Raw genomic sequence first — 15,503 nt, 5'->3', positions numbered from 1 at the left:
CATGCCCAACATCGAACTGGCCGACCTCGACCTGCTCATCGACGACCTGGACGAGCGCATCACGGACAGCGAGCTGCCGTCGGTGTCGCCGACGACCGCGGGGTGCAGCGGTCTGTGCACCATCATCGTCTGCGCCACCGTCGTCATCTGCGCCTGATCCGCGGACGCGCCGCAGCGCGCGCCCGCACCCACAGGAGCCGCCCGGTCCGTCCGGGCGGCTCCGCCCACGCCACCCCGCCGCCCGCCCGGGAGGACCCTGATGGCGCACGCCACCCATGACACCGCCCACGACCTCGCCGCCCGGTACCTGGAGGAGTGGACGACCGCCACCGACCGGTCGGGGCCGCCCTCCGACCCCGGTATCCCGGTCCTCGCGCACCTGGTCGCGGACCGGGACGCGGCGGCCGCCGCCGTGGCCGTGTGGGCCAAGTCCGCCGGGCGCGGCCCGTCCCACCCCGCGCTGTACGACGGCGGCCTGGCCGGCACGCTGGTCGGCCTGCGCCTCGGGGCCACGCTCCACCCGGCGCTGCACCGGGCCGCCGACCGGCTGCGCGACCATCTGGCCGCCCGGCCCCCGGCGTACCGGACGGAGGGCGTCGCCTTTCCCGACTACGACCTGATCTCAGGCCCCTCCGGCACCCTGCTCGCCCTGTGCGCGGGCGCCGACCCGACTTCCGGTCAACTGCACCCGCTCACCGCCCATCTGACGCTCCTGTGCGACGGCGACGAGCTGCCCCGCCTGCGGGCCGGGCAGTACGACGGGCACCCCCACCTCGCGTGGATGCAGGGCCGCGTCAACACCGGCATGGGTCACGGCGTCGCCGGACTCGTCACCGCCCTCACCGCAGCCCTCCGCCGCCTCGGGCCCGACCCGGAGCTCACCGGCGCGCTCACCCGGGCCACCCGCTGGCTGGCGCGCCAGGCGTACGACGACGAGCGCGCCGTCCGCAGCTGGCCCGGCGCCGGGCTGGACGGTGGCCCGCCGCCCGCCGTCCCGAACCGCCGCCAGGCCTGGTGCTACGGCAATCCCGGCGTCGCCTGGGCCCTGTGGGACGCGGCCGACGCCCTCGGCGACAAGGAAGCCGCCGACGGGGCCGCCGCGGCCTTCACCACGCTGGCCGAGCGCTACGACACGGAGTTCCACCTCTTCGGCGACACCCCCGGCGACCTGCTCGGCCTGTGCCACGGAGCGGCGGGTGTCCTGGCCGTCGCCGACGCCTTCGACCGCCACGCGCGCGTGCCCGCCGCGGCCGCGCTCAAGGACCGGCTCGTCCACCACCTGGTGGCCGGGTTTCCCGACACGTACGAGGACTGGCCGCCCGGCCTGCTGGGCGGCCCGGCCGGGGCGCTGAGCGCCCTGCTCACCGCCGCCCACGGCGCCTCACGCGCATGGCTGCCCTGCCTCGGGCTGCGCTGACGGATCGCCCGCCGGCGGATCGCCGAGCCCCGCCACCAGCCGCGCCGCGTCGTCCCGGAACACCGCGGCGCCGCGCTCCACGCGCCGCTCACGCTCCGGCCCCGGACGCGCCAGCCGGGCCGTCAGATCGAGTAGCTCCGCGAGGCCGGACGCGTACACGGTCAGGCCCTCGGCCGCCATCCGCCGTACGCCGACGGCACCGTGGCCCGGGATGGGCCGGTAGCCGACCACGGGCACACGGGCGGCCAGCGCCTGGACGGCGGTCTGGCCGGCGGCGTTGTCCACCAGCAGCCGTACGGCCGACATCAGCCCCGGCATGTCGTCCACCCACCCCAGCGCCAGCACCCCCGGCACGCGTGCCGCGCGCCGCCGGAGCCGTTCGTCGCGCCCGCACAGCAGTACCGGCAGGAAGCCGTGTCCGGCCAGCGCCCCGGCGGTCGCCAGGAGCCCGTTCCCGACGCCCCAGGCCCCGGCCGACAGCAGCACCGGCGGCCGCCCGCCGCCCGCCCGCGCGAGCCGCGCCGCCCACGCCTCCGACCGGGGCGGGCGGTCGAACCCCGGCGGCACCACCGGCCCCGGCGCGGCGGCCGGGCACCCGGTGAGCGCGCGGGCGGTCCGCGCGGCGGTCTCCGAGACGCACAGGAACAGGTCGTTGCCCGGTTCCAGCCACGCCCGGTGCAGCGCGAAATCGGTGACGAACACCGCGCACGGCACCCGCAGTGTGCCGCGCCGCCGCATCCGCCCGGTCACCTGACCCGCCAGGTGGAACGTGGACACGACCACGTCCGGCCGCCAGTCGCGCACCAGCGCGCCCAGCCGCCGCTCGGCCAGCGCGGCCATCGGCGACACGTCGAACCGCCCGCGCGCCGGTGCCGCGGCGCCCTCCGGAGGACCCGGCGCCAGGAAGGCCGCGTAGATCGCCTCGTACAGCCAGGGCGCGTGGCGCACCGTGAACCGGTAGAACGACCGCACCCCCGGCCCGGCGCCCGGCGGCAGGAGCGTCAGCACATCGCGTACGAGGACCTCGTGGCCCGCCGACCGGAGCCGGCGCGCCAGTTCGGCGGCCACCGTGTCGTGGCCCGCGCCCATGCTCGCGCTGAGCACCATGCACCGCCGCCCCATGGGCGCCTCCAGACCTCGGCGCCGGCCTCGCTGCCGGCGGCTTCCATGCTCGTCCGTCCGGGCGCCCGGCGCGGCCGGGGAAGGCGCCGAATCGGCCTGTTCGGGTGGATCTGCACCGGATCATGGCGGCCGCGCCCGCTCCCGGGAGGCGAACCGGCCGGAAACAGGGACGCTGGAAGGGCACGTTCCCCACACTCCGGAGGATCCAGATGCCCCCGACACCCGCAGGGCAGGTACCCGCAGGGCCGGTCGCGCTCGTCACGGGAGCCTCCTCCGGGATCGGCGAGGCCGTGGCCGAGCGCATCGCCGCGGCCGACCGGGGCTGGCGGCTGCTGCTCGGCGGACGGGACGAGGAACGGTTGGACGCGGTGGCCCGCCGCACCGGCGGCACACCGCTCGCGGTCGACCTGGGCGACCGGGCGGGCGTGGAACGGCTCGCGGCCGAGGCCCTGAAGCGGGAGGGCCGCGTCGACGCGCTGGTCGCCGCCGCCGGGGTCGGCTGGGCGGGCCCGTTCGTCGACATGCCGGGCGACGCCGTCGACCGGCTGCTGACCGTCAATCTCACCGGCGTGGTGCACCTGGTGCGACTGGTGCTGCCGGGGATGGTGGAGCGCGGAGCGGGCCGCATCGTCGTGATCGGTTCCATGGCCGGCCGCGTCGGCGTCGCCAGGGAGGCCGTGTACGCGGCCACGAAAGGCGGCCTGCTCGCCCTCGCCGAGAGCCTGCGCTACGAACTCGCCGGTACGCGCGTCCGCGTGACGGTCGTGCTGCCCGGCGCGGTCGACACCCCGTTCTTCGACCGCCGGGGCGTCCCGTACCACCGCGACCACCCGCGACCGGTGCCCCCCGAACGGGTGGCGGACCTCGTGTGGCGGGCCCTCACGCGCGGCACCGACCACGACCTCTACGTCCCCGGATGGCTGGCGATGCCCGCCCGGATTCAGGGCGCCGTGCCGGGCTTCTTCCGCGCCATGGCGAAGCGGTTCGGCTGATCCCGTGCTCGCCCTGTCGATCCTCCTGGCGCTGCTCGCGGCGCTCGGCAACGCCGGCGCCTCGGTGCTCCAGCGGCGTGCCGCGGCCGACGTCGGCCCCGGCCCGTCCCGGGCCCGGGGCAGGGGCGGGTGGATGGCGAACCTCGTTCACCGGCGGGTCTGGGTCTGGGGCGCCGGGCTCCTCGCCGTGTCCGGCATCCTCCAGGCGCTGGCCCTGGCCACCGGACCGCTGTCCATCGTGCAGCCCGTCATGAGCACCGAGCTGATGTTCACGCTCGTCCTCGGCAGCGTGGTCTTCCGCCGCAGCCCCGACACCGCCACCCGCTGGGCCTTCGCCGCCATGGCGATCGGCCTCGCCGCCTTCCTCGCCCTCGCGGACCCCTCCGGCGGCCGGGACACCGTCCCCCCGGCCGACTGGCTGTGGACCGCCCTCGCGGTCGGCGCCTTCGTGGCCGTGATGATCGGCGTGTCGGTACGGCTGCCGTCCGCGCCGCGCGCCGCCGCCCTCGGCACGGCCACCGCGACCGGCTTCTCCTGCACCGCCGCGCTGCTCAAGGACGCCCTGGGGCGGCTGCCGGACGGGCTCGGCGCGGTCCTCACCACCTGGCAGCCGTACGCCGCCATGGGGGTGGGACTCGCCAGCTTCCTGCTCCTGCAGGTGACCCTGCGGGCGGGCACCCTGGTGGCGTCCCAGCCCGCGATGACCCTCGGCGACGCGCTGCTGAGCGTGGTCCTCGGGGTGACGCTCTTCGCGGAGAAGGTGCACCTCGGCTGGCGGGTCGGCTTCGAGGTGCTGGCCCTCGCCATCCTCACCGCCGGCTGCGTCCACCTGGCCCGCTCCCCGCTGGTCGCGGAGGACCAGGAGGCCAACGGGCGGTCGAAGTGGTGAGCCCCCGCACGGCCGCCTGGGCGGCCCTGACCGCCGCCGCCTGGCACATCGGGCCCGCCGCGACCTGGCTGCCCGCGCCCCGCGCGCTGCTCTGGCCGGGGCTCGACGGACGCGGCGACCCGGCGCGCGTCGCGCTCACCTTCGACGACGGACCCGACCCCGCCAGTACACCCCGCTTCCTGCACGCCCTGGACGAACTCGCCGTCCGCGCCACCTTCTTCGTCCTGGGGGAGCGGCTGGCGCGCCACCCGGACCTCGGGCGGCGGATCGCCGCCGAGGGCCATGAACTGGCCGTCCACGGCTGGCGCCACGACCGCCCCTGGTGGCCCAGGCCGCTGCGCGACGCGCGGGACCTGGCGCGCACCACGGAGCTCGTCACCGAGGCCGCCGGTCAGCGGCCCCTGTGGTACCGGCCCCCGTACGGCGTCCTCACCGGCGGGCGGTGGGCCGCGGCGCGCGCCGCCGGGCTGCGCCCGGTGCTGTGGTCGGCGTGGGGCCGCGACTGGACCGCCGACGCCACCCCCGCCGACGTCCTCGCCGAGGTGACGAGGACCCTGCGCGGCGGGGGCACGGTCCTGCTCCACGACTCCGACGTGACGAGCGCGCCCGAGTCGTGGCGGGCCGCCCTCGGCGCCCTGCCCGCGCTCGTCGCCGCGTGCCGGGCGCGCGGCCTGACGGTCGGACGGCTCGCCGACCACGGCCTCGCCGACCACGGCCTGGGCCCTTCGGGTCAGGAGCGGCAGACCTCCGGCGCCCGGTCCTCCAGGCCGAGCAGCCGGAAGTAGTTCTGGCCGAGCGCGATCCCGCGGAACGCCGCGTCACCGAGCTAGCTTCTGGCCGATGCCGAACACATTGGCGTAGCGCACCCCGCTCTTCCGCAGGTACGCGGTGACTTCGTCGAGCCGCGGCGGAACCGGCGCCCGCCGGGGAGGCGGCCACGGAAGCGGCGGCCAGGGCGGCGACGGCGGCGCGCCTGCCGACGCGCAGCCGCCGTACGGTGTGGGGGGTGTTCATGGGTGACCAGGGGTCCTCTCTCGGGCGGTGACCTTGCCAGGCATAACCGGCCCGGCCGGACGCGGGCGGCTCCGCCGCGCCGGGACACCCGACCGGATGCGGGCAGGCCCCCGGGCCGGACGGGTGACGCCGCCGCGCGTCCGGCCGCGCATCCCGTCCCGTGGCCGGCCCGGCCTGGCAGGGTGGAGCCGTTAACTCCCAAGCGCCCCCGCCACAGGGGGCTGCTGGGCCGGGCCCCCGGGGCGGCCGTCGTCGCGCCGGGGGCCTTGCCTTGCCCGAGGAGAGGCATGACGCGAATGGAATCAGAGCCCGGCGCATCGGGTCCGGCGGAGCCGTCGGGATCCACGGAAGCGTCGGGTTCCGCGGAAGCGGGGGCGTTCGCGGCCCGGGTGGCCGACGTCCTCAACGACGCGTGCCTGGCCCTGCTCACCAGCGTCGGCCACCAGACCGGCCTCTTCGACACCATGAGCACCCTGCCGCCGGCCACCAGCCGGGCCATCGCCGACGCGGCCGGGCTGCACGAGCGGTACGTACGCGAATGGCTGGGCGGCATGGTCGTGGGCGGCTTCGTCACGTACGACCCCGACGGCGGGACCTACCGACTGCCGCCCGAGCGCGCCGCCTGCCTCACCACGGCGGCGGGTCCCGACAACCTGGCCGGCATGATGCAGTACATCGCGCTGCTCGGCGAGGTCGAGCAGCAGGTCGTCCACTGCTTCCGCGAGGGCGGCGGCGTACCGTACTCCGCCTACCCGCGCTTCCAGGCCCTCCAGGCCGAGGAGAGCGCCCGCGTGTACGACCGGGCGCTGGTGGACACGATCCTCCCGCTCGCCCCCGGCGTCCTCGACCGGCTCCGGGACGGCATCGACGTCCTCGACGTCGGCACGGGGCAGGGCCACGTGCCCGTGATCCTGGCCCGCGCCTTCCCGCGCAGCCGCGTCCACGGCCTGGACCGCTCGGAGGAGGGCATCGCCGCGGGACGCGCGGAGGCCGGCCGCCTCGGTCTGGACAACGTCCGCCTGACCGTCGGCGACGCCGCGGACCTCCCCGGCACGTACGACCTCGTCACCGCCTTCGACGTCATCCACGACCTGGCCGAACCCGCCCCCGCGCTGGCGGCGGTCGCCGGGGCGCTGCGCGAGGGCGGCACGTTCCTGATGGGCGACATCGCCGCCTCCAGCAGGCTGGAGGAGAACATCGGCCACCCCTTCGGCCCCGCCCTCTTCGGCTTCAGCCTCTTCTACTGCATGACCACCTCCCTCTCCACCGGCGGGGCCGGCCTCGGCACGGTGTGGGGCGAGCAGACCGCCCGCCGCATGCTGCGCGAGGCGGGCTTCACCGAGGTGGAGGTCCGGTCGGTCGAGGGCGACCCGATGAACGTCTACTACGTCGCCCGCGCGCGGTGACGGACCCCGGCGCCCCGGGCGCCGCACGGCCGCCTACGATGGCGCACGTGAGTCCCGCGCAGCACCGCCGACCCGTACGCCCCACGGCGTACCGGCGGATGCTGCTCATCCTCGCCGTGCTCGCCGGGGTGTTCGCGATGCACGGGCTGGCCGCCGGTACGGCGGCGCCGCAGGCCCACGCGCCGCACGGCGGGCACGGGGCACACGCCGTCGCGTACACCGTCCACGTCGCGGGCGACGCCTGCGAGCACCTGGACGAGGCCGGGGCCGGACGCGGCGGGGCCGGTCACCTCGACCACGCGGACGCCACGTGCGCCGCCGGCGGCGTCTCCACCGCGCCCGCCCCCGTGCCCCTCGCCCCCAGCGGCGTCGAGCCGGAGCCGGACCTCACGCCGCCGGGCCGCCCGGCCGCCGGCGCGGCCACCGACCGGGCCCCGCCGGACCTGGCACAGCTGCAACTCCTGCGCATATAGCGGCGCCCGCGCGGCGCGCGGCCCTGACGGGCCGACGCCGTGCCCCGAGCCGTAGCCACGTTCACGCGCAAGGAGTGCACCACCCCATGTTCACGACCACACGCCCCTCCCGTGCCCGCCGGGCGGCCGCTTCCGCCGCCGCCGTCGTCACCGCCGCGCTCGTCCTCGCCGCCTGCGGCGGCGAAGACGGCGACACCCCGTCCGGCCACACCGGCCACGCCACCGAGTCCACGGCCCCGGCCTCGCCCGGGCAGGACGCGCACAACGCCGCCGACGTGGCCTTCGCGCAGGGCATGATCCCGCACCACCGGCAGGCCGTGCAGATGTCCGAGATGGCCGCCGACCGGGCCGCCGCCCCGGAGGTCAAGGCGCTCGCCGAGAAGATCAAGAAGGCGCAGGACCCGGAGATCCGGACGCTGTCCGGCTGGCTCACCTCCTGGGGCGAGCAGGTGCCCGGCGAGGACGCCGGGATGGACCACGGCGGCCACGACGGCACAGCCGGCATGATGACCGAGGAGGAGATGGACCGGCTGGCGAAGTCCTCCGGCAAGGCCTTCGACACCGCGTTCATGGAGATGATGATCAAGCACCACGAGGGTGCGGTGGAGATGGCGAAGACGGAGCAGGCCAAGGGCTCCTACGCGCCCGCCAAGAAGATGGCCGGCGACATCGTCGCCGCGCAGTCCGCCGAGATCGCCGAGATGAACAAGCTGCTCGGCAAGGGCTGAGCCGACGGGTGCGGCCGGGCGGCACCGTCACAAGGCGTCGCCCGGCCGTACCCGGGGCCGTACCGTCATACGAAGTTCACCCCGGCCCCCTCCAACAGCGGGTCCTCCACCATCTGCCACAGCGGCACCGCGTAGTTGCCGAAGCCGTACCGGCCGCCGAAGTGGAGGCCGAGGACGCGGTGGTCGGTGAGGTCGAAGACGGGCGAGCCGCTGTTGCCGCCGAGCGTCGAACAGTCGTGCTTCATGACGTTCTGCTCCGGCGCGAGCTCCGTGGCCGTCCCCGGCTGGAGGCGCTTGACGTTGTAGACGTCCATGAAGATCCGGCGCATCGACTCCGGTTCGTTGCGCCGGCCGTCCCAGGCCGGATAGCCCACGCAGTACACCGGGTGCCCCGGCAGGTCGGCCGGCGCGTCCGCCGCCACGGCCAGCGGTGTCGGCAGCCCCTCACCCGCGCCGCCGTCGTCGGGGGCGATCCGCAGCAGCGCCATGTCCACCTCCGGGTGGATGCCCAGCACCTCCTCGACCGCGTACGACGGGCCCTCGGCGCCGGGCGGCGCGCCGTACTCCTCCGCCGTGTCCAGCCGGGCCGCCATGCCCTGCTGGAAGCTCCAGCCGTCGCCGTCGGCCCGCGCGAACTCCACGGCGACATGGCGGTTGGTCATGATCACGTCCGTGCCGACGAGGAAGCCGGTGCCGACCCAGTCCAGGCTCAGGTGGCCCGTGACCTCCACCCGGCCCACGCGCGCGATCGAGTCGCGGATCGCGGGCCGGTGGCCGTCGAGCACCGCCCAGTCGCCCGGCTGGGACGGGAAGTCGCAGCCCTGGACGAGGAGGGCGGGCCTGCCCTCCAGCAGGACGATCGCCTCCATCCCGAAGGACTCGTCGTCGGTGATGTCGTCCCCGCGCCCCTCGGAGAGCTTCTCCAGACCGTCGGCCCCCGCCGACAGCACCCTGGCCCGCTCCTGTCCGGCGAAGTCCGCGATGTGCCCGGCGGGCCGCTCCTCCGGTGTGAGCTCCCGCTCCGACTCCGGCACCTCGCGCGCCAGCCCTTCCCGTACGCGCGCGGCGACCTCGGCCAGGTCGGTGAAGACCCGCTCGGGTTCCGTGGCCACCGGGGACCTGTTCCGTTCTCGCATCCGTCTCTCCTCACGCGTTTTGAGCCGCTTCGATCTCGGCGTGGACGGCGGGACCGGCTGCCGCCAGGTGGCTCAGCACGGCGGCCAGCTGGGTCCCGACGTTCACGAACGCCGTCGCTCTGCCCTGGAAGTTCACGTTCTCCACCCGTTTCGACCCCCGGTGCAGCGCCACCACCCGCCAGTCGTCGGTGAGGACGGGCGAGCCGGAGGACCCGCCGCGGGTGTCCGTGAAGTAGCGCAGATCGCGCGCGTCGGCCTCGTACACGATGTTGTTGCGCAGAGCCACGCGCTTGGGCAGGCCGCCCGGGTGCTGGATGATGTTGACGGCCACGGAGTCGCCGGGCACGACCGTCAGCGGGCGCCGGGCGAGCCGCAGCACGGGGCGGTCGGGGGCCTCGGCCAGGCGCAGCACCGCGTAGTCCAGGTCCGGGTCGGCGGCGACGAGCTCGGCGACGGCCACCTCCTCCGCCTCGCCGTCCTCCTCCGTGTCGTAGCCGAACCGTGCGCGGGTGTGCCGCGCCTGCAGGAGCAGGTCCTCGGGCGCGGCCCGCGCGGGACCGGCGCCGCCGCCGGTGCGGGCGTTGACCACATGGTGGTTGGTGACCAGCAGGTCCGGCGTGACGAGCCAGCCCGTACCGGAGTGCGGGAAGCCGTTCGGCTGGAGCGGCGCGCCCCCTTCGAACGGCGGGACCCTGACGCGCGCGACCGCCGCCCCCGCCCGGTCACCGCCCCGCAGGAAACCGAAGGGCACCGTGTCGTCCCGGTGGACGATCTGTTCCTTCACCTCGGGGAGGTGGCGCCCGGCCAGGACGTCCGGCTCGCCCGCCGCCGCCCGCGCCACGTCGTCCAGGGCGCGCTGGAGGACGGCGAGCGGCGCGGCCTCGGTGGTCTGCGCGACGGCGTTCCGCAGCCAGGTCTCCAGCGGTACGGAGCCGTCCACCAACCGCTCCACCCGGTTCATCTCGTTGAGGTCCGAGTGCAGTTGCCGCCCGGGCGCCGGCAGCAGCGGCAGGGTGCCGCGGTAGCGGGGCATGACGCCGTCGAAGAGCAGCGGCCGCACCGACGGGTCGGCGAGCCCCGACTCCAGGGCGGCGTCCCGCACTTCGAGGATCCGGTCGGGCGGGAGATACGGGGTCGGGGTCATGGCGGTCCTGTCCTACGGGTGGGGGAGGCCATGGGGGTGGTGGAGGCCGCGGGGGGCGTACGGGTGGTGGGGGTCGTGCGGGTGGTGGGGGCCGTGCGGGCGGCGGGGGCCGCGGGTTCGCCGTTGCCCGGGGCGTCCAGCCCCATCGCCGCCGCCACCCCGACGGCGATCTCTCCGCTGTCGTCCGGCACGTCGAGCAGCCGCCGCGCGAGCGCGTCCAGCGTGCCGTGGTCACGCGCCAGGCGCAGGATCCCGACGACGCTGGACGGCGGCGGCGCGTCCGGCCGCCGCGCCGGGCCCGCCGCGTCGACCAGCAGCTCCATCACGTCGCCCAGGAGCCCGGGCCGGTGCGCCACCGCCCGGCGGATCGCCGCTCCCAGCACATCCGGTACGGCGTCGTCGGCGGGCAGGCCCACCGCCTCCAGCGCGTGGCCCAGCGCCTGCGGATCCCGCGCGTGGACCTGCGACGCGGCCGCCCGTACGAGCTCGGGCTGACCGGCCAGCACCGCCTCCGGCAGCCGGCGCAGCCGCCGCGCCAGCCGGTCGTCGGCGTCCCCGTCCCGCGGCGCCCCGCCCCCGCCGGTCAGGCGCGTACGGGCCAGCAGGGCGCCGATCGCCTCCAGCTCGTGCCCGAGGCGCACCGCGATGTCCTCCGCCAGGCACAGGTCGCGGTCGGCGGCCTCCAGGTCGCCGTCCTCCTCGGCGAGCCGCGCCGCCAGCAACAGCAGCTCCAACTGCCGCTCGCCGCACACCCGGGCCCGGCGTGTCCCGCCCACCCCGGCCCCGGTGGCCACCGCCTCCGCCGCCTCGATCGCCTCCGCCAGGGCCGCGCGGGCCTCCGCGCGGCGGCCCAGCCGGTCGAGCGTCTCGGCGTGGAGCGCGTGCAGCGCGCTGCAGGGCCTCCACGGGCGGCGCTCGGCGAGCCGGGCGGCCGCGTCCCCGGTGAGGCCCTGGGCGAGCAGGTCCTCGACCTCGCGGGCGGCCAGCCGCTCCCAGTCCTCCTGTTCGGCACCCGCCATCACCGGCTCCGGGGCCGCCCGGCCGGACTTCGCGGCCAGCAGGGCGGCCGCCCGCGGGCTCAGGTCACGCTCCGCGCCCGCCAGGAACCGCTCCACGCCGGGCAGCCACCGCTCCTCCACGGACCGGGGGTTGTCGCCGAGCCGCAGCCGGTGGTAGATCTCCTCGGCCCGCGCCTCCGGGCCGGGCCGGGCCGCGTAGAACTCCACGGCGCGCCGTTCGACCTCCCGGGTGGTCTCGGTTCGGTCCTGGGCCAGGAGCCGCAGCATGATGCAGCGGACGTCGGGGCGGTGGCGTACCGCCGAGGGGCCGGCCGGTTCGACCAGGTCCAGCCGGGCCAGCTCGTCGAAGAGCCGCCGGGCGTCGCCCATGGTCTCCACGCGCAGGCCGCAGGGGCCGGCGAGCACCTCCTTGATGATCTCGGGGGTGATCACGCGCAGCACCAGCCCCGGGTGCGCGAGGCGCCGGACCTCGTCGTCCGCGATGTGGTGGAGGATGCGGTCGTACAGGATGCCCTGGACCAGCATCCGGTCCACCCGCTGGAAGAAGTCCCGGCGCGGCTCCGGCAGGCTGCCGATCAGGTCGCCCGTGCCGTGACCGGCGACACCGGCGAGCAGGGCGGCGCGGGCGGCGAGCCGCAGGCTCAGCGGGTGCCCGCCCACCCGGTCCGCGAGCAGCCGCGCCACCTCCGGATCGTCCACCCCGCACGACTCCAGGAGGCCCACCGCCGCCTCCCGGTCGAGCTCGGCGAGCTCCAGGTCCCGGGACGCCACGGTCTGCGCCGGGTGGCCGACGGGCGCCCGCCCGGAGATCAGCACGCGCAACCGCGGATGCACGGAGTGGAACGCCGTGAAGGCCGCCCACAGCCTGCCGACGGCAGGCGACCCGCGGTACTGCGCCTCCTCGAACGAGTCCATGACGACGACGAACGGCGCCTCCGCCTGCCCCGCGCCGGCCGCCGCCCGCACGAGCACCTCGGCGACCGCGCGGACGAGAGCGGTCTCCCGCTCGATGGACACGAGCTGGAACTCCTGCGACGACGTACGCCCCAGCACGGCCCGGGTGGTGGACAGCCGGTGCAGCCGGGCCACCCGCTCCAGGTCCTCGCGCTCGCCGCGGGCCGCCTCCTGGCAGTCGCCCGTCAGCGCGTCGAGCTCGGCGTGGTGTTCCGGGTACTGGACGGCCAGTTGCCGGGCGACCTCGGCGATGACCGTGGCCGGCTCGTGCACCGACAGGGTGGGCCGCTCGAAGTCGACGTACGCGAACGGAAAGCCGGCCGTCCCCCGCTCGGCGCCCTCGACGCCGTCCAGCAGGAACTTCGCGAGCAGCGTGGACTTCCCCATGCCGCCCGGCCCGTGGATGACGAGCGGCCCGACGGGGAGGGACCCGGGGCCGTCACCCGGCAGGGCGGTGTAGGCGCGCAGCTCCCTCAGCTCGGCGGCACGGCCCTGGAAGGGCTCGCGTACGAGACGCCTCAGCGGCTCCAGGAGCCGGGCCCGGTCCAGGGCGCGCCGGACCTGGTCCGCCTCGGGCAGTCCGGTGACGCCCGGCACCCGGGAGAGCCACAGCACCGCCTGCAGGGCGTCGGTCAGCTCGTCGGCGGAGCGCCCGCGCAGGTCGGGCGGGCGGCCGGACAGATAGGCCAGGGCGGACCGCTCGGGCCCGGGCTCGTCCGCGAACTGGTGGGCGTTGCACTCCAGCAGGCGCCGTGCGGCCCCGGGTCCGGCCAGGGAGGCGAGCGTCTCCTCCCGGACCCGGCGCTTGAGGGTCCAGCGGCCGGTGCCCGTCCCGCCGTCGCCGGTGCAGTCGTCGAGCAGCTCCAGGATCGCCTCGCCGCCGGCCCCGTCGTCGTCGGGCAGCCGCAGCCGCTGGGGGTCGAAGGAGCCGAGCAGGCAGGCCGCCTCGCGGTACGCCCGGTGGGGGGCCGAGACGGCGGGCGGCGGCTCCTCGCCCGTCCGCAGCTCCCGGCGCAGCCGGGCGGTGAACAGCTCCCGCAGCGCCTCGGGGCCGGACCGGCCGGGCCCGCCGGTGTCAGAGGGTCCGGTAGACATGGATGGCTTCCTCCGCCGCCGTACAGAGCCTGCGCATGTAGCTGTCGCCGTCGCCCTTCCCGGCGGCGCGCAGCACCTCCTCGACGGCCACGTCCACGAGCGCGGCGACCGCCGACTCCCTGGAGTCACCCGGGGCGAGGGCGGCGACGGACGCGGGCGGGGCCTCGTGGAAGTACTGGTCGAAGAAGGCGCGCAGGTCGGCGCCGTCCGCGACCCTCGCGGTGTCCCGGCAGACGCTGCCGCGCACGTCGTACGGCAGTTGGCGCATCGTCGGCCCGTAACCGAGGAGGACCAGCCGGGGCGCCTGCTCGCCCCGTACGGCGGCGTGCTCGTAGACGGCGAGGGCCAGCTGGCCGATGAGGTCCCACACGTCGGAGGTGGCGTCGAGCTTGTCGCACTCGTCGAGGACCAGCCAGAAGGTGTCCTCCCCGGTGGCGGCCCGGCGCACCACCCAGTGGACGGCGTCCTCGAGCGACGCCAGCGGGTCGTCCCGCCCGGCGGGGTCCGGCGGCGAGGGCCCGGCGGCGTGCGGTTCGCCGACGAACTCCGCCAGCCGCCGCAGCACCCGGGCCGCGGTGGCGGCGGGGGAGAGGGTGACGCGGGCGGGGCGGAAACCGCTGTGCTGCCCGACGTGCCGGATGAGTTTGTACGTGTACGAGCGGCCGCTGTCCGGGTCGCCGTCCACCACGAGCACCGACTTCTCCGGGTCGTCGACGAAACGGCGCAGCGTCTCCCGCAGGTTCTGGCGGTCGATGAACGCCTCGGTGCCGTTCTTGAGGACCAGGGTGCGGAAGCTGTCCTGGGAGGCGTGGACGTTCCGGTCCTCCCGCAGCCGCTCCAGGAACTCGTGCGCCTTGGCGACCTCCGGTCGTACGGCCAGCCGGTCGGACGCGGCGACGGCCTCGACCAGCCGCAGCTGGCGGTCGATGTCCCGGCGGGAGGAGCGGACGAGCGTGAGGGCGTTCTCGCCGCTGACGGCGGTCAGCGGCAGCGCGGCGACGAAGTCCGGCGGGAAGCCGGCCTGGAGCAGCCCGGTGTGCGGATCGGTGGTGTCCAGGAGGTACTCGCGCACCCACAGGGTCACGAGGTCCCATTCCGTTTCGGCCAGGGGCATGGGCCACCTACCAGGGCTGACGCCCCCCTTCTCGCCCCCCTCTTTTGTCATATTCACACCCGGTTCACGGGCCCGCAAGGCGGTCGAGGACCTCCTGGCACGCGCCTCTGACCTGCGCGTCCGCCAGGTACGGGGCGATCCCGTGGTGGTTGGGGCTGTCGTTCACCACCAACAGGTCCGTGATCCGTTCCTGCGGCGCGTACTCGGGGCGCAGCGTGTGGTCCAGGGCCACCAGGTCCCGCAGGTCGGACGCGTTGCGCCAGACCCGTACGCCGGCGGGCACGGCGGGCGGCGCGGCCAGGTGGTCCTGCACCTCCTTGACGGCCAGCGGGGAGCCGACGGTCACGAAGAGTTCGGTCTCCCGCCGCGTCTCGGCCAGTACCTCGTACGCGACGATGGAGCCGAGGCTGTGGCCGACGACGAGGAGCGGCGCGTCGCCGACCGCGTCGAGCTCGGCGCGCAGCACGTCGCGGATGGCGGGGCCCGCGCCGCCGAAGAAGTAGGCGTGCACGTCCTTGAAGGTGTGCTTGACCAGGATCCGGAACACCGCCTTGCGGGCCGGAGCCGGCAGCGGCAGCGCCTCCAGGCCGGGTTCCGGGCCCGGCCCCTGGGCCGGAGGGCCCTCGGCCAGCGTGTCCGCCAGGTACGTCATGTCGCGCAGCCAGCGGCCCAGCGGGTCCCCGGCCTCGCCCGTCCACGGCCCTTCCGGGGCGGCGCCGCCCGACTCGAACCACGACTCCCCGAGCGTGCGCGCCACGAACTCCTCCGGCGCCTCGACGGCCGCCGGCCCCGGCAGCTCCTGGAAGGCCTCGGGCGCCCCGTCCAGCGGATCGGGCTCGGAGTCGGGCAGCGGCGTGTCGTACCGCAGGGGCGCCCAGTAGGCCATGCGGGACACCTCGCCCATGTCGCGGCCGAAGAGCGCACGGTCCCACTGCGACTTCAGCAGCTCGGCGCGGACCTTGTTGCCGTTGCCGTGGACGTAGATCACCCTGGGTCCCAT

General features: G+C 76.1%; 14 protein-coding genes. 8 read left to right on the top strand and 6 right to left on the bottom strand.

Annotation, left to right across the window (positions count from 1 at the left end; genetic code table 11):
• Window position 1 precedes the first annotated feature (1 nt).
• Both AB0A69_RS23510 and AB0A69_RS23505 read left to right on the top strand, forming a co-directional pair.
• On the top strand, window positions 2-157 hold the full coding sequence (locus AB0A69_RS23510; protein WP_361425260.1) for a hypothetical protein: 156 nt from the start codon (window positions 2-4) through the stop codon (window positions 155-157).
• Window positions 158-259: 102 nt separating this feature from the next.
• Window positions 260-1,417 (top strand): lanthionine synthetase LanC family protein, encoded by a 1,158-nt coding sequence (locus tag AB0A69_RS23505; protein WP_361425257.1) that lies wholly within the window; start codon window positions 260-262, stop codon window positions 1,415-1,417.
• Here AB0A69_RS23505 and AB0A69_RS23500 read toward each other — a convergent pair.
• Window positions 1,382-2,539: a galactosyldiacylglycerol synthase gene (locus AB0A69_RS23500; protein ID WP_361425254.1), complete on the bottom strand. Its 1,158-nt coding sequence runs from the start codon at window positions 2,537-2,539 to the stop codon at window positions 1,382-1,384. The genes AB0A69_RS23505 and AB0A69_RS23500 overlap by 36 nt on opposite strands.
• Before the next feature lie 209 nt (window positions 2,540-2,748).
• On the opposite strand from AB0A69_RS23500, the gene AB0A69_RS23495 reads away from it, so the two are divergent.
• The 6 genes from AB0A69_RS23495 (at window position 2,749) to AB0A69_RS23470 (ending at window position 8,041) form a co-directional block, all read left to right on the top strand.
• Window positions 2,749-3,531, top strand: a complete 783-nt coding sequence (locus tag AB0A69_RS23495; protein ID WP_361425251.1) for an SDR family NAD(P)-dependent oxidoreductase — start codon at window positions 2,749-2,751, stop codon at window positions 3,529-3,531.
• Window positions 3,532-3,535: 4 nt separating this feature from the next.
• Entirely contained in the window at window positions 3,536-4,420 is an 885-nt protein-coding gene (locus AB0A69_RS23490; protein WP_361425248.1) for a DMT family transporter, read from the top strand.
• The gene (locus AB0A69_RS23485; RefSeq protein ID WP_361425245.1) at window positions 4,417-5,205 is read left to right on the top strand and encodes a polysaccharide deacetylase family protein; all 789 of its coding nucleotides are present in this window, start codon (window positions 4,417-4,419) and stop codon (window positions 5,203-5,205) included. Before AB0A69_RS23490 ends, AB0A69_RS23485 begins: the two co-directional genes overlap by 4 nt.
• 525 nt (window positions 5,206-5,730) lie before the next feature.
• A complete protein-coding gene (locus tag AB0A69_RS23480; protein ID WP_361425242.1) occupies window positions 5,731-6,840 on the top strand; it encodes a methyltransferase domain-containing protein in 1,110 nt (369 codons plus the stop codon).
• 47 nt (window positions 6,841-6,887) lie between these two features.
• Window positions 6,888-7,313: a DUF6153 family protein gene (locus AB0A69_RS23475; RefSeq protein ID WP_361425239.1), complete on the top strand. Its 426-nt coding sequence runs from the start codon at window positions 6,888-6,890 to the stop codon at window positions 7,311-7,313.
• Between the two features lie 86 nt (window positions 7,314-7,399).
• On the top strand, window positions 7,400-8,041 hold the full coding sequence (locus tag AB0A69_RS23470; protein ID WP_361425236.1) for a DUF305 domain-containing protein: 642 nt from the start codon (window positions 7,400-7,402) through the stop codon (window positions 8,039-8,041).
• Window positions 8,042-8,106: 65 nt separating this feature from the next.
• Here the strand turns inward: AB0A69_RS23470 and AB0A69_RS23465 are convergent, their stop codons facing one another.
• The 5 genes from AB0A69_RS23465 to AB0A69_RS23445 form a co-directional block, all read right to left on the bottom strand.
• A complete protein-coding gene (locus tag AB0A69_RS23465; protein ID WP_361425233.1) occupies window positions 8,107-9,177 on the bottom strand; it encodes a serine protease in 1,071 nt (356 codons plus the stop codon).
• 10 nt (window positions 9,178-9,187) lie between these two features.
• Window positions 9,188-10,321 (bottom strand): trypsin-like peptidase domain-containing protein, encoded by a 1,134-nt coding sequence (locus tag AB0A69_RS23460; protein WP_361425230.1) that lies wholly within the window; start codon window positions 10,319-10,321, stop codon window positions 9,188-9,190.
• On the bottom strand, window positions 10,318-13,389 hold the full coding sequence (locus AB0A69_RS23455; protein WP_361425227.1) for an AAA family ATPase: 3,072 nt from the start codon (window positions 13,387-13,389) through the stop codon (window positions 10,318-10,320). The genes AB0A69_RS23460 and AB0A69_RS23455 overlap by 4 nt, the downstream gene beginning before the upstream one ends.
• Window positions 13,370-14,503 carry a hypothetical protein gene (locus tag AB0A69_RS23450; protein ID WP_361425224.1) on the bottom strand — a complete coding sequence of 378 codons (1,134 nt, stop codon included), beginning with the start codon at window positions 14,501-14,503 and terminating at the stop codon, window positions 13,370-13,372. The genes AB0A69_RS23455 and AB0A69_RS23450 overlap by 20 nt, the downstream gene beginning before the upstream one ends.
• Before the next feature lie 64 nt (window positions 14,504-14,567).
• Window positions 14,568-15,503 carry a hypothetical protein gene (locus AB0A69_RS23445; RefSeq protein ID WP_361425221.1) on the bottom strand — a complete coding sequence of 312 codons (936 nt, stop codon included), beginning with the start codon at window positions 15,501-15,503 and terminating at the stop codon, window positions 14,568-14,570.

It is taken from the genome of Streptomyces sp. NPDC045431, from assembly GCF_040646655.1.
In the GTDB taxonomy this organism is placed as follows: domain Bacteria; phylum Actinomycetota; class Actinomycetes; order Streptomycetales; family Streptomycetaceae; genus Streptomyces.
This window is presented reverse-complemented; position numbering and strand designations above follow the sequence as displayed.

Coding starts and splice junctions, on each gene's coding strand:
- AB0A69_RS23495 (WP_361425251.1), top strand. CDS start 2,749: ATGCCCCCGACACCCGCAGGGCAGGTACCCGCAGGGCCGGTCGCGCTC.
- AB0A69_RS23510 (WP_361425260.1), top strand. CDS start 2: ATGCCCAACATCGAACTGGCCGACCTCGACCTGCTCATCGACGACCTG.
- AB0A69_RS23480 (WP_361425242.1), top strand. CDS start 5,731: ATGGAATCAGAGCCCGGCGCATCGGGTCCGGCGGAGCCGTCGGGATCC.
- AB0A69_RS23470 (WP_361425236.1), top strand. CDS start 7,400: ATGTTCACGACCACACGCCCCTCCCGTGCCCGCCGGGCGGCCGCTTCC.
- AB0A69_RS23500 (WP_361425254.1), bottom strand. CDS start 2,539: ATGGGGCGGCGGTGCATGGTGCTCAGCGCGAGCATGGGCGCGGGCCAC.
- AB0A69_RS23460 (WP_361425230.1), bottom strand. CDS start 10,321: ATGACCCCGACCCCGTATCTCCCGCCCGACCGGATCCTCGAAGTGCGG.
- AB0A69_RS23450 (WP_361425224.1), bottom strand. CDS start 14,503: ATGCCCCTGGCCGAAACGGAATGGGACCTCGTGACCCTGTGGGTGCGC.
- AB0A69_RS23455 (WP_361425227.1), bottom strand. CDS start 13,389: ATGTCTACCGGACCCTCTGACACCGGCGGGCCCGGCCGGTCCGGCCCC.
- AB0A69_RS23445 (WP_361425221.1), bottom strand. CDS start 15,503: ATGGGACCCAGGGTGATCTACGTCCACGGCAACGGCAACAAGGTCCGC.
- AB0A69_RS23505 (WP_361425257.1), top strand. CDS start 260: ATGGCGCACGCCACCCATGACACCGCCCACGACCTCGCCGCCCGGTAC.
- AB0A69_RS23465 (WP_361425233.1), bottom strand. CDS start 9,177: ATGCGAGAACGGAACAGGTCCCCGGTGGCCACGGAACCCGAGCGGGTC.